This window comes from Rhodoferax sp. (assembly GCF_028714215.1).
Classification (GTDB): domain Bacteria; phylum Pseudomonadota; class Gammaproteobacteria; order Burkholderiales; family Burkholderiaceae_C; genus Rhodoferax.
Genome location: NZ_JAQTMS010000060.1, coordinates 1 through 21,323 on the forward strand (window position 1 = coordinate 1; position 21,323 = coordinate 21,323).

A 21,323-nucleotide genomic window follows, 5' to 3' on the forward strand; every position below is an offset into this window, starting at 1 on the left:
GCCACGGCGATTCCGATTCAGGTCATTGACGACAGCGCCAGCACGGCGCTCAGCGTGCCGGCCGACTGTGTCGCGGCGGCCGGCGGCAGTTCGTCCATATTCAATTCGGCGGCGTCACTGCAAGCCAACGGCATACTGGGCATCGGCATGATGCGTTTCGATTGCGGTCTGACCTGCAGCACCGGAAACTATGCCGGGTTCCATGTCCAGTATTACGTCTGCCCGGACTCGCTGACCGCCAATTGCCGGGCGGCCGCCATTCCGGTTGATCAGCAGACACAGAATCCGGTGGCGCATTTTGTTCCGGACGATGGCAACCCGCAGCCCGACAACAATGGAACCATCATCAGCCTGCCGGTGCTGCCGACACTGGGGGTGGGCGTCGCCAAGGGGCGTCTGGTGTTCGGCATTGGCAGTCGCAGCAACAATCAGATTGCGCCCAGTGTGAAGAAGCTCTGGGTTGACGCCAACCCGGCGAGTCCAGGCTACCTCTATTTCACGACCAGCAGCGGCTCGACGGTTTACGCCGACAGCTACATCGACAGTGGCTCCAACGCCTATTTCTTCAGTGACAGCAGCCTTTCACAAAGCTGCAAGAGTTCGGCGGGCGCCAGCACTCAGAGCGGTTGGTATTGCCCTGCCGGCGCGACCCCGGTGCTGCGCAACGTGCTGCTGACCGACTCGCTCGGCAACACCGCCCCGGTTGACTTTTCCATAGCGAATGCGGATCTGCTGTTCAGCGGATCGAGCACCGCGTTCAGCAATCTGGGCGGCTCCATCAGCCAGGCGCCGCAGACTTTTGTCTGGGGCCTTTCCTTCTTCTTCGGACGCAGTGTCTACACGTCAATCTGGGGGCAGGCGCTTTCACCCAACGGTCCCTGGAATGGGATTTAAGAACTTGCGGGTCAAAGGTTTGCCTCGTTTTCACTTGCGCCTAAAACATGCGCTGCTGATTTCGCTGCTGATTCACGCACTGATCCTGAGCCTGAAATTTGATTTGCCGGGCCTGGGTATGCCGGGCAGCCTTTTCAGCCGGGCCGAACGTCGTGTGGAGGCGACCTCCCTGAGTGTCACGATTGCTGCCACTTCGGGGCAGGACGTGCCGCCACCAGCCAACGTCCCGCCCTTGCCCGCGCCGCCAGCGGTCGCCCCACCGCTGCCCGGTTCCGAGTTGCCGGCGCTGACCGGCAGCCCGGCCTTGGTGGCACTGGCCAGGCCTGCGCAAACAGCACCGGCCCCAGCTCCAGCACCGGCACCGGCACCCCGGAAATCCAGGCGCGCGGTGCGTCCCCGCAGACCGGGACGAGCCAAGGAAGCCAGCCCACTGTCAAGGCCCGCGCCGCCGCCCCAGCGCTTGCCGGACCCGCTGCCGACGCCGTCCCCCGCGGTGCCGGAGAAACCCGCCAAGTCGGTGCCGGAACCGTCACTGGCCGTGGCCGCGCCGCCGGCGACCGAGAGCGTCGACAGCCCCGGCGCGCCGGCCAAATCATCCCTGGCGACGATACAGGTGGCAGCAGCGGATTTCGAATTTGCCATGCCCCCGAAGCCGGCGGCCAGCGAACCCGCTGCCCAGCAGGCAGGCCGAGCGGAGGAACTGCGTCAAGAGGCTGCTGCGGCAGAAGCGGCGAAACAGGAAGCGGCACGGCGCGAGGTCCAGCGCCAGCAGGCGGTAGCGCAAGCGGCGGCGCAGGAAGCGGCCCGGCAGGAAGCGGCCCGGCAGGAAGCGGTGCAGCGCGAGGCGCAACGCCAGGAGGCCATGCGACAGGAAGCCCAGCGTCAGCAGGCGGTGACGCAGGCAGCCGCGCAGGAAGCAGCCCGGCAGGAAGCGGTGCAGCGCGAAGCGCAACGGCAGGAGGTGTTGCGACAAGAGGCCCAGCGCCAGCAGGCGGTGGCGCAAGCGGCGGCGCAGGAAGCAGCACAGCGTGAAGCGCAACGCCAGGAGGCGTTGCGACAGGAAGCCCAGCGCCAGCAGGCGGTGACGCAGGCAGCCGCGCAGGACGCAGCACAGCGCGAAGCGCAACGGCAGGAGGTCTTGCGACAGGAAGCCCAGCGTCAGGAGGCATTGCGTCAGCAGGCAGTGGCGCAGGAAGCGGCCCGGCAGGAAGCGGCGCAGCGTGAAGCGCAACGCCAGGAAGCCCAGCGCCAGCAGGCGGTGGCGCAAGCAGCGGCGCAGGAATCAGCCCGGCAGGAAGCCCAGCGTCAGCAGGCGGCGGCGCAGGAAGCCGCCCGGCAGGCAGCAGCCCAGCGCGAGGCGCAGCGTCAAGAGGGCTTGCGTCAGCAGGCAGCAGCGCAGGCAGCAGCGCAAGCAGCGGCACAGGCAGCGGCACAGGCAGCAGCGCAGGCAGCGGCACAAGCAGCAGCACAGGCAGCGGCGCAGGCCGCAGCACAGGCAGCGGCACAGGCAGCGGCACAAGCAGCGGCACAAGCAGCGGCACAGGCCGCAGCCCAGGCAGCGGCACAGGCCGCAGCCCAGGCCGCAGCCCAGGCAGCGGCACAGGCCGCAGCCCAGGCCGCAGCACAGGCCGCAGCACAGGCAGCGGCACAAGCAGCGGCACAAGCAGCAGCGCAGCGTGAAGCCTTGCGGCAAGGGGCGGCAACCCCGGTCGCCGGCAACGCGCCGCCGGGGCGAGACGCGGCATCCCAGAGCAAGGCCGGAGCAGCTTCGCCCAGTGGTGTCGTGACGGCGGCAAGGTCGGATGCCGGTCCGGCCGCACCGGCAACTGGCGCGACGACGCCAGCCGCAAGCAAAGTGGAGCGTCCGGTGGCGGTTGCTGTGCTTGAGAAGCCGCCCGAAGCACGCATGGAAAGTTCAAAGCGTCGAACGCTGTTGGGACATCCCAGCCAGGATTTGCGCCTGCGGATGGTGGCGGAGGGCTGGCGCCAGAAGATTGAGCAGAACGCCCCCATGGATGTGCTCCAGGCGGCGGCCAAGAGCGGCCCTTACGAAAATCCCGTGGTCACCGTGGCCTTGCGCCGGGATGGCAGTCTGGAGAGCGTTGTGATCGACCGTTCCAGCGGGGTCGCGGCGATCGACAACGCGGTGCGCAGAATCGTCCTGATGCTGTCGCCATTCGCGCCCTTTCCGTCGGATCTGGCAGTCGACTACGACGTGATCGAGATTCGCCGCGTCTGGACCTTCGATGTCGCGCTGCGTCTGCTTTACGGAGGACGCTGATGATTGCGTTTCCTCTTCATGCTGACAGTAGCGCCATGAACCCGGCTCGGATCGTCCAACGCATGGGCTTCGCAGGCGCACTTTTGCAGCCTGGCGGACCAAGCGCCTTCGGTGCCGGAACGGCCGGAATTGCTATCGGGATTCCGAACTGGTCAAATAGCCGGTCCCGGGCCGCCGTTGCGAGCCCGTTCCCGCTTCGAGGTTTTCAAAGAAAAATGCCAAATTTTTACCAATATTTCTATATTTACGTTGCCGCCTTCGTGGTGGTGGTGATGCTGTACCTGAATCGGCAACGCCGAAAGCATGAGACCCATGCCGCGCAATTGCAGCAAGCGATTGAAACCGGCCTGATGGAGCCGCCGTCCCTGCATCCGGTGGTGGACCTGACGCGCTGCATGGGGTCCGGGGCTTGCGTCAAGGCCTGTCCGGAAAAAGCGCTGGGGGTGGTCAACGGCAAGGCCGTGCTGGTCAATGCGGCGCATTGCATTGGCCACGGCGCCTGCGCCGCGGCCTGTCCGGTGGAAGCCATCAAACTGGTGTTCGGCACCGAGAAGCGGGGCATCGACATCCCCAACGTGACGCCGCAATTCGAGGCCAATGTGCCGGGTATCTTCATTGCCGGTGAACTCGGCGGCATGGGCCTGATTCGCAAGGCGGCGGAACAGGGGCGCCAGGCCGTCAATTATTTGCGCAAGAAGGTCGGCAGCGGCGCCGCCGACTACGACGTGGTGATCGTCGGTTGCGGGCCGGCCGGCCTGTCGGCGGGCCTGTCGGCGATCGAGCACAAGTTGCGCTACAAGCTGGTGGAGCAGGAAGACTCCCTGGGGGGCGCGGTGTATCACTACCCACGGCAGAAGGTGGCCATGACGGCGCCGGTGAATCTGGCGCTGATCGGCAAGGTCAAGTTCGGCGAAGTGCACAAGGAAAAGCTGCTTGAGTTCTGGCAGGACGTGGTGAAGAAGACCGGCCTGGAAATTTCGTTTCGCGAGCGCATGGAGGCGATTGAGCGCGAGGACGGCCGCTTTGTGGTGCGCACCAACCGGGGCAGTTACACGGCGCGCACCGTGCTGCTGGCGATGGGGCGGCGCGGCACGCCACGCAAGCTCGATGTGCCGGGTGAAGAGTCGCACAAAGTCATGTACCGCCTGATCGATCCGAGCCAATACCAGGGGCAGGCGGTGCTGGTGGTGGGTGGCGGCGACAGTGCGCTGGAAGCGGCCATCACCTTGTCCGAGCAACCCGGAACCGAGGTCACGCTGTCCTACCGCAGCGCGGCATTTTCCCGGGTCAAGCAGAAGAACCGCACGTCGCTGGAGCAACAGCAGAAAGCCGGGCGCTTGCGTGTGTTGCTGAATTCGCAGGTCAAGTCGGTCGCCGAGGATCACGTCGAGATCGACAACAACGGCGTCACTGAGAGTTTGCGCAACGACGCGGTGATCGTGTGCGCTGGCGGCCTGCTTCCGACCCCCTTGCTGCAAAAGATCGGGATTGAGTTCGAGACCAAATTCGGGACCGAGTGAAAGACCATCATCTTGACTTCATTGCGTGACAATTCGGTTCCTTTTTTTCCGGCGAGGCCTAGCTGGCTGAGTCATTTGGCGGCGCCGTAATCGCGGCGCGCATCACGTTCCTGGGAGAGTTCCTTGCTTTCGATCATCCAAGCCGCGGGCTGGCCTATTTGGCCCCTGATTTTCTGTTCCCTGTTGGCGGTTGCCCTCGTCATCGAGCGCTTCTTCAGCCTGCAAGCCAATCGCATCGCACCGCCCAAGCTGCTGGAAGAGGCACTGCGGGTGTCGCGCAGCAGCGTCCCGAGCCGGGACGTGGTGGATCAACTGGCGCACAACTCCGCCCTGGGTGAAGTGCTGGCCAGCGGCCTGCGCGCCCTGTACCTCAATCCGCGCTGCAAGGAGGAGGACTTGCGCGCCACCATGGAAGGAAGCGGACGTGAAGTGGCGCACCGCATGGAGCGCTACCTGAGCGCCCTGGCCACCATCGCTTCGGCGGCGCCGCTGCTGGGTTTGCTGGGAACCGTGATCGGGATGATAGAGATTTTTGGTTCTCAGTCGCCGACCGCCGGCGCCGCCGGTGCCAGCCCGGCACAACTGGCGCACGGTATTTCGGTGGCCTTGTACAACACCGCGTTCGGCTTGATGGTGGCCATTCCCTCGCTGATTTTCTGGCGCTACTTCCGGGCCACCGTGGATGCTTATCTGCTGACGCTGGAATTGGCGGCGGACCAGTTTGTGCGGCACCTCAACAGCTTGCGTGCGGCATCATGAGATTCCGTTCACGTCAGCGCGAGGAGCCGGAAATCAACCTGATTCCCTTCATCGATGTGCTATTGGTGGTGGTGATTTTCCTGATGCTCACCACGACCTACAGCAAATTTTCAGAACTCCAGATCAAACTGCCCACGGCCGATGCGCAGGCGCAGCGCGACTACCCCAAGGAAGTGGTGGTGGCGGTCAGCAGTGATGGCCGCTATCTGGTGAATGGGGCCGCCGTGGCGGGGCGCAGCGTTGAGGAAGTTGCGCTGGCCTTGACCGAGGCCGCCAAGGCCGGCAAGGAAACCGTGGTCATCATCCATGCCGATGCCAATGCCGTGCACCAGTCGGTGGTCACGGTGATGGAAGCCGCCAGCCGTTCGGGCCTGAGCCAGATCACCTTCGCGGCGCAAACCAGCGGATCGTCAGGCGCTCGCTAGCTAGGAGCTAACCCTGGGCCACCGGCCGCGCCGGGTCGCTGCACCACTCGCTCCAGCTGCCGGCGTACAGGGCCGTGCGGCCCAGTCCGGCCAGTTCCATGGCGATGATGTTGGGCACCGCGCTGACGCCGCTGCCGCAGTGGTGCACCACGCTGGCCGGGTCGCGCCCGGCCAGCAGCGCGTCAAATTCGGCCCTGAGCTGGCTGGCTGGTTTGAACTTTCCGTCGGCGTCGAAGTTCAGTCCGAACGGGCGGTTCAAGGCACCTGGAATATGCCCGGCCTGCGGGTCCAGCGGTTCGACCTCGCCACGGAAACGCGGCGCGCCGCGCGCATCGATCAGGTTCTGCGTCGGCCGGCCCAGTTGCTGGAGCACGGTTGACGTCGTCAGCAGCACGGCTCTGGCCGTGCCCGCCACGTAATCCGAGGCGGCTGCCGCCGTCGGCTCGCCGCTTTGGGTGGCGCCACCATGGGCCTGCCAGGCTTGCAGCCCGCCATCCAGCACCGCCACCGCTTCATGGCCCAGCCATTTCAGCATCCACCACAGGCGACCGCAGTAATTGGCGCCCTGGCGGTCGTAGACCACCGCCTGCATGTCGGCCTTGAAACCGATGCTGGCCAGCCAGGCGGCAAAGGCCTCGCGCGCCGGCAACGGATGGCGGCCAGCGGAGGCGGCGTCCGGTGCACCCTTGCTGGCGCTCAGGTGCCGCTCCAGATCGGCGCGGACGGCGCCGGGGATGTGCTTCTCTCGGTATTGCTGCTCGCCGGCAGCCGGCTGCATCAGTTCGAAACTGCAATCAAACACCATGCAGGCTTGGCCGCTGGTCAGCAGTTGGCTGAGCTGTTGGGCCGAAATCAGGGTCGTGTACATCGATGCGCTTTCTTCAAAGAGGTTTGTTTCAGTGTTCTTCGGCCGGGGTGTCGGGCAGGATGCGGCGGCGCAGCGCCGTGGCGGCCAGGCCACTGGCGACGATCAGTGCCATGCCGGCCCAGCCGATGAGGGGAATCATGTCGCCAAACAAAAGCAGGCTGTAGAAGGCGGCAAAGACAATTCCGGAGTACTGCAAATTGGCCACCAACAGGGTGGCGCCCCGGCTGTAGGCGCGCGTCATGCACCACTGGCCCAGCGACGCCAGCACGCCGATCGGCACCAGCCACGCGAGCGCCTGCCAACTGGCCGCGCTCCAGGAACTCAAGCCCGTGAACAGCACCCCCAGCAGCCCGGCAACGGCCGAGCCGAGCGAGAAATAAAACACGGTGCGCCCCTCCGGCTCACCGATCTTGCCCAGCGCCGTGACCTGCATGTAAGCCAGTGCCGCCCCCAGCCCCGAGAGCAGACCGATCAGCCCGGCAAACAACTGGTTCTGCTCCAGCGTCGGGCGCAGCATCATGACGACACCGGCAAAGCCCGCCAGCACGGTGGCCATCAAGGGGCCTTGGCGCTGGGCCTGGCCGTACAGCACGGCGCCGCCAACGATGAAGGTGGCGACCCAGACGCCGCTCATGTAGTTGAGCGTCATGGCGGTGGCCAGCGGCAAATGGGCCAGCGCATAAAACCAGGAAGCCAGCGACAGCACGCCGATGACGGTGCGCCAGGTGTGCATCATGGGAACTCGGGTGCGCAATGGGGTGCCGCGTGCGCGCAGCACCAGGGCCATGAAGATCACGCTGACCACGCCCCGGTAGAAAACCAGTTCAAAGGTATTGAAGCTGGCGGAGGCGATCTTGATGCCCACCGCCATGGTGGCAAAAAAGAACGAACCCAGAATCATCCATAGCGCCTGCATGGCGGTTAAGGCTGGAGTTGGCAACGGTACCAGTCATGAAAGTGCTGCATGCCGTCTTCCATGGGGCTTTGGTAAGGTCCCACTTCGTTATCGCCGCGCGCCAGCAGGGCGCGCCGGCCGGCGTCCATGCGTTCCCCGATCTCATCGTCCTCCAGGCAGGTCTCCATGTAGGCGGCTTGCTGGGCTTCGACAAACTCGCGCTCGAAGGCCTGGATTTCTTCCGGGTAATAGAACTCCACCATGTTCAGGGTCGCATTCACGCCCATCGGGTGCAGGGTCGAGACCGTCAGCACATGTGGATACCACTCGACCATGATGTGCGGGTAGTAGGTCAACCAGATGGCGCCATATTTGCTGGGCACGCCTTGGCGGTAGCTGCGCAAAGCCTCCTGCCAGCGCTGGTACACGGGCGTGCCGGCCGGGCCCATTCGCGTGGCATTGCCGACGGTCTGCACCGAGTAATGTGGCCCGAACTCCCAGCGCAGGTCGTCGCAACTGACGACGCTGCCCAGCCCAGGGTGGAACGGGGCGACGTGGTAGTCCTCCAGGTAGACCTCGATGAAAGTCTTCCAGTTGTACTTGCACTGGTGCAGTTCCACGCGGTCCAGCACCAAGCCGCTGAAATCCAGATCCAGGCGCGGGCCGAGACCGGCCAGATCGGCGGCGATGTCGCGGCCGTTGTCTTCGAACAGCAGGCCGTTCCACTCGCGCAGCGGGTAGTTGTTCAGGTTCAGACAGGGGTCCTGCGCAAAGTGCGGAGCGCCCAGCAAGGTGCCCACTGGCTGCCCGGCGCCGCCGCTGTAAGTCCAGCGGTGCAGGGGGCAGACCAGGTTGCCGGCGGCGGCGCCCGGATGCGTGCTGTTGAGTGAGCCGCGTCCCTGCAGCATCAACGCCTGGCGATGCCGGCAGACGTTGGAGACCAGCTCGATGCCGCTGCCGGTGCGCACCAGGGCGCGACCCTGCTCCTCTTGCGCCAGGGTCGCATAGTCGCCCACCTCGGGCACGCTCAAGGCGTGGCCGACGTAGCGCGGTCCGCGCCGGAACAGGGTTTCGATTTCGCGCTGGTACAGCGCCTCATCGAAATAACTGGAAACTGGCAGTTGGCCGGTGGGCTGTTGCAGTTGAAGACTCAAATCGGACATCGGCGACCAGACCCAAAGTTAGGCAGTGTGGCAAGAATTTTGTAGATTGTTGATTTTAAAAGAATTTCTTGTTTCGCTGGGCTGCATGCCGGGGGATTGCATGACGGCTTGTTGATAACGCGCAAGCCGGCCAAGGCGCAAGACTGGAATATGTACCTACACTAGCTTATGGAGAGTTCCGAAATTCACGACACCGTTCTGGCCAAGCCTGCTTGATGCCGATTGCTTTCACAAGTTGAGAACTGAGGCTCAAGCGTCTGTGGCCCGAGGGCGCCGGGGTGAGTGGCTCCGCGAATGTCACCCGGCCCGTGGCCTCCTTCTTTATTTGGCAAGACCCCAAGTCCACGCTACGCCACTCACCCCAGTGCCCTCGGCAGCGGCATCGGTGGTTTGCGCGGGCCGAGCAGCCACCATGGATCAGGCTGGTGGGGCGCTCAGCGCAGGTAAAGGAGGAGCCCGCAGGGCGGGGGACACGGAGCTGAGTGCCCCACCAGCCTGATCCACCCGCTACGCTGAAGAGGGGTTTGGCATGTCGTCATTTCAGGAAATGATCCATAGTGCGTTCCTGGTTTAACCTAAAGGCGGACAAGTTCCAAATGGATGCGAGGGATCAAGTGAGCATGAATCTCGAGCCGCGGGCGCTGGACCAGGTGCTGGCCCGGCATGGGGCACAACCCCAGGCGCTGCTGCAAATTCTGCGCGAGGTGCAGGATTTGCTCGGCTGGCTGCCGCGCGAAGCATTGCAGCAGGTTGCCGGCGCGCTCGGTCTGACGCTGGCCCAGGTGCAGGGCGTGGCCGGTTTCTACCGTTTTCTGTACTTGCGGCCGGTCGGTGCCTACCGCGTGCTGTTCAGCAACAACGTCACCGACCGCATGCTGGGCAGCGAGGCGCTGCTGCTGGACCTGTGCCGGCGCCTGGGTGTAGTGCCAGGCCAGCTCAGTGCCGATGGCCTGGTGAGTGTCGACAAGACCTCCTGCACCGGCTTGTGCGACCAGGGACCGGCCTTGCTGATCAATCAGCGTCATGTCGTGACCCGGCTCGACGCCGCCCGTGTGGCCGAGATGGCCCAACTGATCTGTGCTCGCGTTCCGGTAGCGCAATGGCCGGCGCCCTGGTTCGAGGTGCAGGACAACATCCGGCGTGCCGAGGTGTTGCTAGGCGACGCTGCTGCGCCGGGCGCGGCCCTGGCGGCGGCGCTGGCGCGCGGACCGCAGGCGATGCTGGCCGAGATCAAGCGCTCCAACTTGCGCGGCCGCGGCGGCGCCGGCTTTGCCACCGGACTCAAGTGGAAATTGTGCCGTCAGGCCCCTGGCGTCGAGCATGTGGTGGTGTGCAACGCCGACGAAGGCGAGCCCGGTACCTTCAAGGACCGCGTGCTGCTGAACCGAAGCACCGACGCCGTGCTGGAGGGCATGACGATCGCCGCGCTGGTGATTGGCGCCCGGCGTGGTCTGCTGTACCTGCGCGGCGAGTACCGCTACCTGCTGGAGCCGCTGCTGGCCACGCTGCAACGCCGGCGCGACGCCCATCTGCTGGGCACCAGCATCCTGGGTCGGTCGGGCTTCGATTTCGACATCGCCATCCATGTCGGCGCCGGCGCCTATGTGTGCGGCGAAGAGTCGGCCTTGATCGAGTCGCTGGAAGGTAAACGCGGCACGCCGCGGATACGCCCGCCGTTTCCGGTGCAGCAAGGCTACCTGGGCCATCCCACCATCGTCAACAACGTCGAGACCTTTTGCGCCGTTACGCCCATCGCGCTGAGGGGCGGCGCCTGCTGGGCCGCCATCGGTACGCCCCAGTCCACGGGCACAAAAATTCATTCGGTGTCGGGCGACTGCGAACGCCCCGGTGTCTATGAATACCCGTTTGGCACCGCTATCAGCCGCATCCTGCAAGACTGCGGCGCGCGCGATACCCAGGCGGTGCAACTGGGCGGGCCGTCCGGCGTCTGCCTGTCGGCCCTGGAGTTCGACCGGCGCATTGCCTTCGAAGACCTCCCGACGGCAGGCGCCTTGATGGTGTTCGATCGCTCGCGCGACATGTTCGAGGTGGCGCGCGGCTTTGCGCACTTCTTCGCGCACGAGAGTTGCGGCTTCTGCACACCGTGCCGGGTCGGCACCGCGCTGGTGGCCAGGCGCATGGACAAGCTGGCCGCCGGCCAGGGTTCGCGCGACGATCTGGAGGTCCTGATCGAACTTGACAAATTGCTGCACGGCGGCAGCCATTGCGGCCTGGGCGTCAGCGCCTGCAATCCGTTGCGCGACACGATTCTGAAGTTTCGCCCGGCCTATGAGCGGCGCTTGAAGTCGCCGCATTTCGAACCCGGCTTCGACCTCGATGCCGAACTCTCGATTGCCCGGCGCATGACGGGCCGCGACGACCCTGGCGCGCACCTGGAGAATCTGGCATGACGGCGCGCTTGTCAGATACCGTGGACTCTGGCCAGAGTTTTTCACTGGACGGTCAGGCGGTGCCGTTCCAGCCCGGCGAGACCATCCTGCAAGCCGCTACGCGCGCCCAGCGCTACATCCCGCACTTGTGCTGGCATCCGGATTTTCCGGCGCAGGGTTCCTGCCGCCTGTGCAGCGTCAAGGTCGACGGTCACCCCGGTGCCGCTTGCACCGTGCCGGCCAGCGCCGGCCAGGCGGTCGAAAGCAATACCGAAGAACTCAATGGCCGGCGCAAGATGCTGCTGCAGATGCTGTTTGTCGAGGGCAACCACTTCTGTCCCAGTTGCGAGAAAAGCGGCAATTGCCTGCTGCAAGCCACCGCCTACGCGATGGGCATGGAAGGGCCGCACTTCGAGGAGTTCTACCCGGACCGCTCGCTCGACGCCAGCCACCCCGACATCCTGCTTGACTTCAATCGCTGCATTCTGTGCGAGCTGTGCGTGCGCGCCAGCCGCGAGGTCGATGGCAAGAATGTGTTTGCCATCGGCGGTCTGGGCATCGCCACCCAGTTGCTGGTCAACAGCCGGTCCGGCCTTCTGGCCGATAGCACCATGACCTTGGACGACCGCGCCGCCGGCATCTGCCCGGTGGGCGCGATCCTGCCGAAACGACGCGGCTTCGCGATTCCGATTGGACAGCGCCCATTCGACCTCAAGCCGCTGCCGGTGCCGGGGCCGGGCGATTTGGTGAGGAGCGTGGCGGCTGCGGCGTCCCCGCCCGCCAAGCCCCGGGCAGGGCGCAAGCTGAAGGTGGCCACGGTCTCGCTGGCCGGCTGCTTCGGCTGCCACATGTCCTTCCTCGACATCGATGAGCGACTGTTCGAACTGCTGGAGCAGATCGAGTTCGACCGCTCGCCGCTGACCGACATCAAGCAGATCGGGCCGTGCGATATCGGCCTGATCGAAGGCGGTCTGTGCAATGCCGAAAACGTGACGCTGTTGCGCGAGTTCCGCGCCCACTGCAAGACGCTGGTGGCGGTGGGCGCCTGCGCCATCAACGGGGGCCTGCCGGCGCAGCGCAACCACCTCGACCTGGGCAGCCTGCTGAGCGAGGTGTACCGCAGCCGGCAAGGCCTGAGCGCGGGCAGCGCCTTCCCCAACGATCCCGAGCTGCCGCTGCCGCTGAACAAGGTGCGCGCCATCCATGAGCTGGTGCATGTGGACTACTTCCTGCCCGGCTGCCCGCCGCCGGCCGAGGCCTTCTGGCATTTGCTGACCGAACTGGTGGCCGGACGCACGCCGCAGCCGGACTTTGGCTTGATACGTTATGACTAGCAGCAACACGTCGCTTGAAACCGCTGCCCCCGAGCTTGTGGCACAGGGCTTGCGCCGGGTTGCCATTGACCCGGTGTCAAGGGTCGAAGGCCATGGCAAGGTCACGCTGCTGCTCGATGCGCAGAACCGCGTGCAGCAGGCGCGGCTGCATATCGTCGAGTTCCGCGGCTTCGAGCGATTCATCGAGGGCCGGCCCTATTGGGAGGTGCCGGTGATGGTGCAGCGGCTGTGCGGCATCTGTCCGGTGTCGCACCACCTGGCGGCCTGCAAGGCCTTTGACCGGGTGGTGGGCGCCTTGCCCGTCACGCCCTCGGCCGACAAGATACGCCGCCTGATGCACTACGGGCAAGTGATGCAATCGCACGCCTTGCACTTCTTCTACCTGGCGGCGCCGGATCTGCTGTTCGGCTTCGACTCCGAAGTGAACCGGCGCAACATCGTCGGTGTGGCCCAAGCGCATCCCGACATCGCCAGGAAGGGCGTGTTGCTGCGCAAGTTCGGCCAGGAACTGATACGCGCCACGGCCGGCAAGCGCGTGCACGGCACCGGCTCGGTGCCGGGCGGCGTCAACCAGCATGTGAGTGCGGCGGACCGCGCGCTGTTGCAGCGCGATGTGGCCCAGATGATCGCCTGGGCGCAGGACGCCGTGAACATCGCCAAACAACTGCAGGCGCAGAACCCGGCGCTGTACGGCAGCTTCGGCAGCGTCCGGACCAACATGCTGTCGCTGGTGCGCGCGGACGGGGCGCTGGAGCTCTATGACGGTGTGCTGCGGGCACGCGACGCCAATGGCCAGATCATTTTCGATGGCGTCAGCGATCAGAGCTACCTGGATTTGATCGAGGAAGAGGTCAAACCCTGGAGCTACATGAAGTTCCCCTTCCTCAAGAGCCTGGGGGCCGAGCTGGGCAGCTACCGGGTCGGGCCGCTGGCGCGGCTGCAAAACTGCGATTTCATTCCCAGTCCGCTGGCCGAGGCGCAGCGCTGTGAATTTATCGCCTGGGGCCAGGGCGAGACCATCCACGCGGCGCTGGCCTACCACTGGGCGCGCATGATCGAGCTGCTGCACTGCACCGAGGTCATCAAAGACTTGCTGGACGATCCCGATATCCTGTCCGGCGAACTGATGGCGGGCGGCGCGCGCCTGCAGTCCCCGCAAGCCGGCGCTGCGCGGCGCTGGGGCGTCGGTGTGATAGAGGCTCCGCGCGGCACGCTGATACACCACTACCAGGTCGGCGGCGACGATCTGGTGAGCCTGTGCAACCTGATCGTGGCAACCACCCACAACAACCAGGCCATGAACGAAGCGGTGCGCGCGGTGGCGCGGCAGTACCTGGACGGGCGCGAACTGACCGAAGGCCTGCTGAACCGCATCGAAGTGGCGATCCGCGCCTACGACCCCTGCCTGTCCTGTGCCACCCACGCGCTGGGGCAGATGCCGCTGGAGGTGCTGCTGCTGGGACCGCAAGGCGAACTGATAGACCGGGTTGTCAAGTCGCACAGCGGGCAATTCCTGCGCGCCTCGGCATCCCGCGGAGGGCCATCGGCATGACCGCGCAGCCGCCGGCGGTGGCACCGTTGCTGGTGTTCGGCTGGGGCAACCCGAGCCGCGGCGACGACGCCCTGGGGCCCTTGTGCATTGAGCGCCTGCGCGCTGCGGCCAGGCCCATCACCGAGGTTGACTTGCTGGACGACTACCAGTTGCAGATTGAGCATGCGCTGGACCTGGTGGGGCGCTCGCGCGTGCTGTTTGTGGACGCCAGTCTGAGTGGCCCGGCTCCTTTCGAGGTGACGGCGCTGAGCGCCCGGGCGCAGGCCGGCTGCACCAGTCACGCCCTGTCGCCGCAGGCCTTGCTACAGTTGTTTCGCGAGTTGCGCGGCGAGGAACCACCACCTGCCACCTTGTTGGCGATCCGCGGCCAGCGCTTCGAGTTGGGCGCGCCGCCCAGTGCCGCTGCACTGGCCAATCTGAACCTGGCTTTGGCATGGTGCAAGGGCTGGCTGGAGCAGGACACTGGCGCCGTGGCTGGGGCTTGATCGCTTCTTTTCTTTTAAGCCGGTTATCGCTTCAACCCACGCTCGCCGCACCGGAATCGGTCTTCAGTGCCGAATGGGTGGCACCGTTAAGGGCCGCCGGCAAGCTCCGGCTGGAGTTCGATCTGGACTTGTTCACGGTGGCCATTCTGCTCGGCAAGTTCCAGCGCATCGAACTGCTGGAGCGTCAGTTGCAGCAGCTGCGGGCGCAGCTGCCGGCGCACCTGCGGCCGCAGTCGACCGGCGACGATCCTGCAAGATGAAGGGCGATTGACCTTCTGTTTGTCGACTCGAAAGCGCGTCTTCTTTGTTCAAATTCCCAATAACTTCAGCGTAGTGCCTGTGCCAAGCCGACTCGACAGGTCTTGATCAAGGCCGATTCCGAGTGACTGCACGGAAGGCACTGCGACAAGTTGGGTTGCTGGATGCCATGCCAAATCCAGTTGGGGAAGTCAGCATGAAAACGGATAACTGCGACGCCTGTATCGACCGTCGGCAACTGGAGCTGATCCAGCGCGTCGGCCGCATCGGCTATTGGGAATACGATGCCACGGCGCGCTCGATTTCCGTGCCTGCGGCGGCGCTGGCGCTATTGAGCTCCATCGCCGGCGAATGCTACACGCCACCGGGCTCCTTCCTGGACGCCTTGGACGAGAGCGAGCGCAAGCGCTTCCAGGGGGCCCTGGAGCAGGCGGTGGCCGAGCGGCTGGCGCTCAACATCGAAATGAAACTGGCGCGCGATGGCGGCCAGCCATGCTATATCGTGGTGCGCGGCGTCCCGCTCGAACCGGGTCGGGGAGGGCCTCAGTTTGCCGGCACCTTCCAGGACATCTCGAACGAGAAACAGTGCGGCGCCAATCACGAGAAACTGATCACCCAATTGCAGGCCCTGCTCGACGCGCTGCCGCAAGGGGTCAGCGTGATCGACAAGGATCTGCGCCTGATGCTGTGGAATCAACGTTTTCACGAGATTCTGGGCATTCCGCAACGCCTGGTCTTCAGGCACGCCCGTTTCGAGGATTTCATCCGTTTCAATGCCCAGCGCGGCGAATACGGTCCGGGCGACCCAGAACAGCAGGTGCAGCAGATAGTCATCCGTGCCCGCCAATTCCTGCCGCACTGTTTCGAGCGCCAATTGACCGGTGGACGGACCATTCTGGTGGAGGGTTTTCCGTTCCGGTCGGGCGGCGCAACCTCCGGTTTTGTCACCACCTACACCGACATCACTGATCGCAAAGAGATCGAGGAACAGCTGACGCGCCAGCGTGACGTGATGAAAACCATCATCGACAATTTTCCGGGCGGCATCTCGATGTGCGACGCCGATCTCCGGTTCACCACCTACAACGAGCAGTTCATCAAGCTGCTCGATTTCCCGCAGGCGCTGTTTGCCAAGGGCTGGGTCGCTTTCGAAGACCTGGCCCGTTTCAATGCCGGCCGCGGCGAGTACGGGCCGGGCGACTCACAAGAGCAGGTGCGCACGGTGGTGGCGCGGGCCCGGAATTTCCAGGCCCACCATATGGAGCGTGCGCGTCCGAATGGGCGCTGGCTCGAAATTCGGGGCACGCCGATCGCCAGTGGCGGCTTCGTCACCAGCTACATCGACATCACCGAGCGCAAGCAAGCCGCGCAGTACGAGCAGTTTCGCAGCCATACGCTGGAGTTGCTGGCCGGCGGGGACCCGCTGCCCAGCATTCTGCTGGCGATTGTTCGCGGTATCGAACAACTCCATCCGGCGATGCTGTGCAGCATCTGGCAGCTCGACAGCGAAGGCAAACGCCTGGTTCATGGGGTGGCGCCGAGTCTGCCCGATGGCTACAACGCCGCCATCGAAGGCCTGGAAATCGGCCCCGGGGTGGCGGGCTGCGGCAGCGCCGCCTTCAGCGCCGAGCGCGTCATCGTGACCGACATAGCGACGCATCCCGATTGGGCCGCCTGCCGGGAACTGGCCGCCAGCGCCGGCCTGGGGGCCTGCTGGTCGCAGCCTATCCTGTCGTCCTCGGGCCGGGTGCTGGGCACGCTGGCGATCTACCACAGCGCGCCGCGGACGCCGGCGGCCTCCGATATCGACCTGATCGAACAATCGGCCCGTCTGGCCAGCATTGCCATCGAACGCAGTGTCGCGGCCGAGAAGATACGTGACAGCGAGGCCCACTTTCGTCTGCTGACCGAGGACGTGGCGGACGTGGTGTGGAAGACCGACCGTAAACTCTTCGTCACCTACATCAGTCCGGCCGACCAGCGTCTGCGCGGCTACCCGGCGGAGCAGGTCATCGGTCACCATATTTTTGAAATGTTCACCGAGGAAGGCATCGCCGCGGTCTCGAAAATGCTGCGCCAGGGCAGTACCTCGGAGCCGCATGCGGCGCACGGCGGCTTTGTCACCTTCGAGGCGCAGCACCGCTGCCGCGACGGCAGACTGCTGTGGGGCGAGGTGCACTCGAAACCCGAGCGCGACGCGCTGGGCGCCATCACCGGCTACCACGGCATCACCCGGGAGATCACGGAGCGCAAGCAGATGCAGGACCAGGTGCGGCAATTGGCGTTCTATGACCCGCTCACCAAACTACCGAATCGCCGTCTGCTGGCTGATCGACTGGCCCAGGCCATGATCACCAGCAAGCGCAATGCCAGTTATGGCGCGGTAATGGTGCTGGACCTGGACAACTTCAAACCGCTCAACGACACGCATGGGCACCTGGTCGGCGATTTGCTGCTGATCGAGGCGGCCAGGCGCCTGGCCAGCTGCGTGCGTGAAGTCGATACGGTGGCGCGCTTCGGCGGTGACGAGTTCGTGGTGATGCTGACCGATCTGCACGCCGACCGGGCCGAGTCGACGACGCAGGCCGGCATCATTACCGAGAAAATCCGCTGCCGGCTGTCCGCTCCCTACCTGTTGAAGATCGAGCGCGACGCCAAGGACCAAGGCCAGACCACCATCGAGCACCGCTGCTCGGCCAGCATCGGCGCCGTCGTCTTCATCGGCAACCAGGCGAACCAGGACGAGGTCCTGAAATGGGCCGATTCGGCCATGTACCGGGCCAAAAATGATGGCCGCAATCTGGTGCGGTTTCATGATTTCGATGCTTGAGCGGCGGGCCATGGGCGGCTCGCCACGGTTGTTGGCCAAAGCGGCTGGCGGCGCTCGAAGTTGACCGACAATGCAGCCCATGACTCCCAAACTTTCCGAAAAATTGGCCGCTGCCGTTGACGGCATGCCGGCCTTTCCCCAAAGCGTTCAAAAAATACTGGAGCTGACGCGGCATGTCGAGTGTTCGTCCAAGGACCTGGTGCAGGTGATCGAAAAAGACCCGGTGGTGACGGTCAAGGTGCTGCGCGTTGTCAACGCCGCTTACTACAGCCTGCCCAAGCAGATCACCTCGATCAACCATGCGGTGGTCTACCTTGGCTTCAACACCATCAAGAACCTGTCCCTGAGCATTGCCGCCATCGGCATCATGCCCACCAGCAACGAGGCCGGCTTCGACGGCCGGCAGTGCCTGCTGCACTCGCTCAGTACCGCCGGCATTGCCAAGCAATTGGCACTGCGGCTGGGGTCGGTCGACCCGATGGACTGTTTTGTTGCCGGTCTGCTGCACGACTTCGGGAAAATGCTGTTGGCGCAGTTCATGCCGGGACCTTTTCGCGACGCGCTGGCACTCAGTCAGGAGAACGCCACTTCCCTGCACGCGGCGCTGCGTGAAGTGATCGGCGTCGACCATGCCGAGGTGGCCGCCATGCTGGCCGAAAGATGGCGGTTCCCGGCCGACCTGATCGAAGCCATTCGTTTCCAGAGTGGCCCCGAGCTGGCGGACAAGCCCATGATCGCCTGCGTCTTCGCCGCCAACCAGATCAGCAAGAAACTGAAATTCGGCTTTGGCGGCAACCCCTGGGTGGAAGAGCTGCCGCCGGCTATCGCTCAACGCCTGGGCGGCCGGCTGGACCAGGTCATTGCCGCGCTGGGAGACCTGGCGCCGGTGTTTGAGGAGGCCAAGGTATTTTCCCGAATTTGAAGCTCGCCGGAGCCCTGCGGGGGCGCGCATCGAGGTGGCAATCTGGTATCCTTCGCTTCCGGTCAGCGCGGGTCGATGGCGACCCCTTTGACCCGCTCGTATAGGAAACCGCAAGCCGGCGCATCTCGTGCAATGAGAGTCACAACCCATGGATGAAAATCAGTCAACTGTGCAAGCCGCCCTGGCCGCGTCGGCACGGCGGCCGATCGGCGAAGCATTGGCGGCGCTGGAGGATTTCCGCATCACGCAACCGAAGGTGATCGGCGACGTGTTGCGGCAGTTGATGAACCGCAAGGATTTTCTGACCGTCGAATGCGACGACCGTCCGCAACACATGGTGACCCGGATCCTGGAGGTCAACCAGGCCGAAGGGTATTTCGTCTACGATTGCAGCGCCGAGCAAATCCACAATCGATTCCTGCTGGAAGCGCAGGAGAACTACTTCTCCGCGACGCAGGACGGCATCGCCATCCAGTTCGTTTGCGGCCGTCCGCAGCAGCATCAATTCGAGGGCGCTTTTGCCCTTAGGGCGCCGCTTCCGCAGAGCCTGTACCGGGTCCAGCGGCGTGAGTTTTTCAGGGCCGCCGCGCCGATGGTGGAGTCCTATTACTGCCAGGCCACTTTGCCTGACAAGCGCCAGGTCGCCTGGGATATTTTCGATCTGTCGCTCGACGGCCTGGGCTTGCGCTCCAAGGATCCGTCCCTGGGCGAACTGGCGATCGGCACCGTGCTGAACAAGGCGGTGCTGAATTTCGGCCGGCGCGGCAAGATAGAGACCGATCTGAGAATCACCAACCTGCTCAATATCCGCAGCCTGAATAATCCGGTCTACCGCATCGGCTGCCGTTTTGAGCGTTTTCCGAAATCCAAAGAGCAGGATTTCCAGCGCCTGATCACCTATCTGGAACTGGCGCGCAGGGGGCGCGAGGAGGGTGCCGTGACCAAGGATTCGGGCTTCTATTCAAGCCCGTAAGGGGCCTGCGCCAACGGTCGTCCGGCGCGGCAGAGCCTGGCTGACCAGGTAGTTGACCGGTTAACCCAGGGCCAGACGGTTGCCGCCGGCGCTGCCGGCTTTGTGCGTGCCATCCGGGCCGTACAGCGGCTCGCCGCCGGCTTGCAGAAAGCTGATGGTCTGCCGGGTGAACTCCAGATGCGTGTGCACCATCACCCCGTTGCGATGATTGAAGTGATGGGCCTGAGCCGCGCTGGCCAGCAAGTCGTGCCAGGCCTGCTGCAATGTCTTGCCGCCGGCCGCGCAGGCGGCATCGGCGCCGCCGCGACCCTGCGCATAACCCAGCGCAAGCTGTTGCTGCTCACGCTGCTGACTTAAAGCCTTGATCTGTTCCGCCAGTTCCGATTTGCGCTCGGCCAGCGCCGGCAACTGCTTGAAGTCGCCATCCGTCATGGCTGCGGCTTCCTGTTCCAGCAAAGCGATAAAAGCCTCGATGGCGGTCTGTTCCCGCAGCAGGGCATCAAGGAGTTGGCTGCTCATGCCGTTCTGCGGGCCATCAGGTCGCGCACGCTGGCCAGCAAGCCGTCGGCAATTTTGCTGGTATCGACCCGGTAGCGGCCGGCGCTGATGTCGGCGCGAATTTTGCTGACGCGGGCGGTATCGAAGTCGCCGTTGGTGGATGGCAGCAAGGACACCACCGAAGACGCTGGCGACTGGCCCGCCGTGCCGGCTACCGCCGCCGGCCGATTGGCGCTGCCGCCGTCTTTGACAGACACCAGAGGCGATGGGTCGGCCACATTTTTCGGGAAAGCGGCGTTTAGATCGATTTTCATAATGGTTTCCTCAAGGAGATCTCAACGGTATAACGGCAGTTCAGGTCAAAACTTTAGGAGCGGTCCGGCAAATAACTGAAAAATCAGGGTGAGCGCTGCACCATGCCGTCCGGACGGACGATACCACTGAGCAACTGGCCACCCTGCATCTTGACTTGAATCAACGTTCCGGCGGGGGCGTCGGTCATCGCCTTGCCTTCGCTGCTGACCACAAAGCCACTCCCTTGCGCCACCACCTTGACGCTTTGTCCGCGTTGCACCAGGGTTACCGCGCGCAGCAGTTCCCGGCGCAGCAGGGCACCGGAAGCGATCCGGCTGGCCGCCACCACGCCGCTGAGCTGCGCCGCATCGGCCACGATGGCGCCGGGCAGGGTGGTCAGATCGCCTTCGCGCAATTGGGTATCCGCCGGCGTCACGGCTTGACCGGCGTTGATCTGGCGCGCCGCCACATAGTACGGGCCTACCACCGCGATATAGGTTGACACGTAACGGGTCCAGGACTGATCCGTGTTGCAGCGCAGACCGACCGATAGCCGGCCCCAGAGACGGCTGCCGCTTGGCAGGAACGGCTCCGGCGCGGCACAGGGCGGCAGTGCGGCCAACTGGGACGCATCGATACGCACGCTCACCTTGCCCGGCAAACCGGTGGTTTGCCGCAGTAAAAGGCGCTCGATCGCGGCGCTGGCAGCGCCCGCCGCGGGGGGTGTCTGCAAGGTTGCGCCGGTTGCTGCCGGGGGCAGCGCCGATAGTGTCAAGGCCAACGTCAGCAAGGCCGGCGCCAGCGCTTGAAAAGAGGCGTTGGGTCGGTGCGGGAATAGCGGTGGCAAGGCTGGCATGCGGCAGATTCTAAGGACCTGGGCCAAGCCGCCAAGGGCTGAATTGAGCCTTGAAACTGCATCTGATCAGGTGATTGACCGGATGGGGCCTGCCTACAATTATTTTCACTCCAACCGGCCCCCAAC

At 64.6% G+C, this 21,323-nt stretch carries 19 protein-coding genes; 13 read left to right on the forward strand and 6 right to left on the reverse strand.

The window, feature by feature from the left end:
• The 5 genes from PHS32_RS20320 to PHS32_RS20340 form a co-directional block, all read left to right on the forward strand.
• Positions 1-894: DUF3443 family protein (locus tag PHS32_RS20320; protein WP_301081005.1), on the forward strand; the 894-nt coding region annotated here is incomplete at its 5' end.
• A 34-nt stretch (positions 895-928) separates the two neighbouring features.
• Positions 929-3,175 carry a TonB C-terminal domain-containing protein gene (locus PHS32_RS20325; protein WP_301081007.1) on the forward strand — a complete coding sequence of 749 codons (2,247 nt, stop codon included), beginning with the start codon at positions 929-931 and terminating at the stop codon, positions 3,173-3,175.
• A 215-nt stretch (positions 3,176-3,390) separates the two neighbouring features.
• Complete coding sequence (locus PHS32_RS20330) at positions 3,391-4,695, forward strand: NAD(P)-binding domain-containing protein (RefSeq protein WP_301081008.1); 1,305 nt, start codon at positions 3,391-3,393, stop codon at positions 4,693-4,695.
• A 123-nt stretch (positions 4,696-4,818) separates the two neighbouring features.
• Entirely contained in the window at positions 4,819-5,454 is a 636-nt protein-coding gene (locus tag PHS32_RS20335; protein ID WP_301081010.1) for a MotA/TolQ/ExbB proton channel family protein, read from the forward strand.
• Positions 5,451-5,879: a biopolymer transporter ExbD gene (locus tag PHS32_RS20340; protein ID WP_301081011.1), complete on the forward strand. Its 429-nt coding sequence runs from the start codon at positions 5,451-5,453 to the stop codon at positions 5,877-5,879. The genes PHS32_RS20335 and PHS32_RS20340 overlap by 4 nt, the downstream gene beginning before the upstream one ends.
• Before the next feature lie 7 nt (positions 5,880-5,886).
• On the opposite strand, the gene PHS32_RS20345 is transcribed toward PHS32_RS20340, so the two are convergent.
• The 3 genes from PHS32_RS20345 to PHS32_RS20355 are packed head-to-tail and all read right to left on the reverse strand — an operon-like array spanning position 5,887 to position 8,805.
• On the reverse strand, positions 5,887-6,747 hold the full coding sequence (locus PHS32_RS20345; RefSeq protein ID WP_301081013.1) for a sulfurtransferase: 861 nt from the start codon (positions 6,745-6,747) through the stop codon (positions 5,887-5,889).
• 28 nt (positions 6,748-6,775) lie between these two features.
• Complete coding sequence (locus PHS32_RS20350) at positions 6,776-7,663, reverse strand: DMT family transporter (protein WP_301081015.1); 888 nt, start codon at positions 7,661-7,663, stop codon at positions 6,776-6,778.
• Between the two features lie 5 nt (positions 7,664-7,668).
• Positions 7,669-8,805 carry an aromatic ring-hydroxylating dioxygenase subunit alpha gene (locus tag PHS32_RS20355; protein ID WP_301081017.1) on the reverse strand — a complete coding sequence of 379 codons (1,137 nt, stop codon included), beginning with the start codon at positions 8,803-8,805 and terminating at the stop codon, positions 7,669-7,671.
• 620 nt (positions 8,806-9,425) lie between these two features.
• Here PHS32_RS20355 and PHS32_RS20360 point away from each other — a divergent pair.
• The 8 genes from PHS32_RS20360 to PHS32_RS20395 all read left to right on the forward strand — a co-directional run bounded on the left by PHS32_RS20360 (position 9,426) and on the right by PHS32_RS20395 (position 19,549).
• Positions 9,426-11,216, forward strand: a complete 1,791-nt coding sequence (locus tag PHS32_RS20360; protein WP_301081019.1) for an NAD(P)H-dependent oxidoreductase subunit E — start codon at positions 9,426-9,428, stop codon at positions 11,214-11,216.
• Positions 11,213-12,529 (forward strand): 2Fe-2S iron-sulfur cluster-binding protein, encoded by a 1,317-nt coding sequence (locus PHS32_RS20365; protein ID WP_301081021.1) that lies wholly within the window; start codon positions 11,213-11,215, stop codon positions 12,527-12,529. Before PHS32_RS20360 ends, PHS32_RS20365 begins: the two co-directional genes overlap by 4 nt.
• Positions 12,522-14,081 (forward strand): Ni/Fe hydrogenase subunit alpha, encoded by a 1,560-nt coding sequence (locus PHS32_RS20370; protein ID WP_301081022.1) that lies wholly within the window; start codon positions 12,522-12,524, stop codon positions 14,079-14,081. The genes PHS32_RS20365 and PHS32_RS20370 overlap by 8 nt, the downstream gene beginning before the upstream one ends.
• Positions 14,078-14,566: a hydrogenase maturation protease gene (locus tag PHS32_RS20375; RefSeq protein WP_301081024.1), complete on the forward strand. Its 489-nt coding sequence runs from the start codon at positions 14,078-14,080 to the stop codon at positions 14,564-14,566. The genes PHS32_RS20370 and PHS32_RS20375 overlap by 4 nt, the downstream gene beginning before the upstream one ends.
• Complete coding sequence (locus PHS32_RS20380) at positions 14,563-14,826, forward strand: hypothetical protein (RefSeq protein ID WP_301081025.1); 264 nt, start codon at positions 14,563-14,565, stop codon at positions 14,824-14,826. Before PHS32_RS20375 ends, PHS32_RS20380 begins: the two co-directional genes overlap by 4 nt.
• Positions 14,827-15,020: 194 nt before the next feature.
• Entirely contained in the window at positions 15,021-17,654 is a 2,634-nt protein-coding gene (locus tag PHS32_RS20385) for a PAS-domain containing protein (protein WP_301081026.1), read from the forward strand.
• A 79-nt stretch (positions 17,655-17,733) separates the two neighbouring features.
• Positions 17,734-18,576, forward strand: a complete 843-nt coding sequence (locus PHS32_RS20390) for an HDOD domain-containing protein (RefSeq protein WP_301081028.1) — start codon at positions 17,734-17,736, stop codon at positions 18,574-18,576.
• A 148-nt stretch (positions 18,577-18,724) separates the two neighbouring features.
• Positions 18,725-19,549 carry a flagellar brake protein gene (locus PHS32_RS20395; protein WP_301081030.1) on the forward strand — a complete coding sequence of 275 codons (825 nt, stop codon included), beginning with the start codon at positions 18,725-18,727 and terminating at the stop codon, positions 19,547-19,549.
• Between the two features lie 60 nt (positions 19,550-19,609).
• Here the strand turns inward: PHS32_RS20395 and PHS32_RS20400 are convergent, their stop codons facing one another.
• The 3 genes from PHS32_RS20400 to flgA all read right to left on the reverse strand — a co-directional run bounded on the left by PHS32_RS20400 (position 19,610) and on the right by flgA (position 21,197).
• The gene (locus PHS32_RS20400) at positions 19,610-20,068 is read right to left on the reverse strand and encodes a flagella synthesis protein FlgN (protein WP_301081031.1); all 459 of its coding nucleotides are present in this window, start codon (positions 20,066-20,068) and stop codon (positions 19,610-19,612) included.
• On the reverse strand, positions 20,065-20,361 hold the full coding sequence (flgM, locus tag PHS32_RS20405) for a flagellar biosynthesis anti-sigma factor FlgM (RefSeq protein ID WP_301081032.1): 297 nt from the start codon (positions 20,359-20,361) through the stop codon (positions 20,065-20,067). Before flgM ends, PHS32_RS20400 begins: the two co-directional genes overlap by 4 nt.
• A gap of 83 nt (positions 20,362-20,444) precedes the next feature.
• On the reverse strand, positions 20,445-21,197 hold the full coding sequence (gene flgA / locus PHS32_RS20410) for a flagellar basal body P-ring formation chaperone FlgA (protein ID WP_301081034.1): 753 nt from the start codon (positions 21,195-21,197) through the stop codon (positions 20,445-20,447).
• Between the last annotated feature and the right edge of the window lie 126 nt (positions 21,198-21,323).

Bases quoted from the DNA above. Each gene is read 5' to 3' on its own strand.
- PHS32_RS20330 (WP_301081008.1), top strand. From the start codon at position 3,391: ATGCCAAATTTTTACCAATATTTCTATATTTACGTTGCCGCCTTCGTG.
- PHS32_RS20340 (WP_301081011.1), top strand. From the start codon at position 5,451: ATGAGATTCCGTTCACGTCAGCGCGAGGAGCCGGAAATCAACCTGATT.
- PHS32_RS20345 (WP_301081013.1), bottom strand. From the start codon at position 6,747: ATGTACACGACCCTGATTTCGGCCCAACAGCTCAGCCAACTGCTGACC.
- PHS32_RS20350 (WP_301081015.1), bottom strand. From the start codon at position 7,663: ATGCAGGCGCTATGGATGATTCTGGGTTCGTTCTTTTTTGCCACCATG.
- PHS32_RS20355 (WP_301081017.1), bottom strand. From the start codon at position 8,805: ATGTCCGATTTGAGTCTTCAACTGCAACAGCCCACCGGCCAACTGCCA.
- PHS32_RS20360 (WP_301081019.1), top strand. From the start codon at position 9,426: ATGAATCTCGAGCCGCGGGCGCTGGACCAGGTGCTGGCCCGGCATGGG.
- PHS32_RS20365 (WP_301081021.1), top strand. From the start codon at position 11,213: ATGACGGCGCGCTTGTCAGATACCGTGGACTCTGGCCAGAGTTTTTCA.
- PHS32_RS20370 (WP_301081022.1), top strand. From the start codon at position 12,522: ATGACTAGCAGCAACACGTCGCTTGAAACCGCTGCCCCCGAGCTTGTG.
- PHS32_RS20375 (WP_301081024.1), top strand. From the start codon at position 14,078: ATGACCGCGCAGCCGCCGGCGGTGGCACCGTTGCTGGTGTTCGGCTGG.
- PHS32_RS20385 (WP_301081026.1), top strand. From the start codon at position 15,021: ATGAAAACGGATAACTGCGACGCCTGTATCGACCGTCGGCAACTGGAG.
- PHS32_RS20390 (WP_301081028.1), top strand. From the start codon at position 17,734: ATGACTCCCAAACTTTCCGAAAAATTGGCCGCTGCCGTTGACGGCATG.
- PHS32_RS20395 (WP_301081030.1), top strand. From the start codon at position 18,725: ATGGATGAAAATCAGTCAACTGTGCAAGCCGCCCTGGCCGCGTCGGCA.
- PHS32_RS20400 (WP_301081031.1), bottom strand. From the start codon at position 20,068: ATGAGCAGCCAACTCCTTGATGCCCTGCTGCGGGAACAGACCGCCATC.
- flgM (WP_301081032.1), bottom strand. From the start codon at position 20,361: ATGAAAATCGATCTAAACGCCGCTTTCCCGAAAAATGTGGCCGACCCA.
- flgA (WP_301081034.1), bottom strand. From the start codon at position 21,197: ATGCCAGCCTTGCCACCGCTATTCCCGCACCGACCCAACGCCTCTTTT.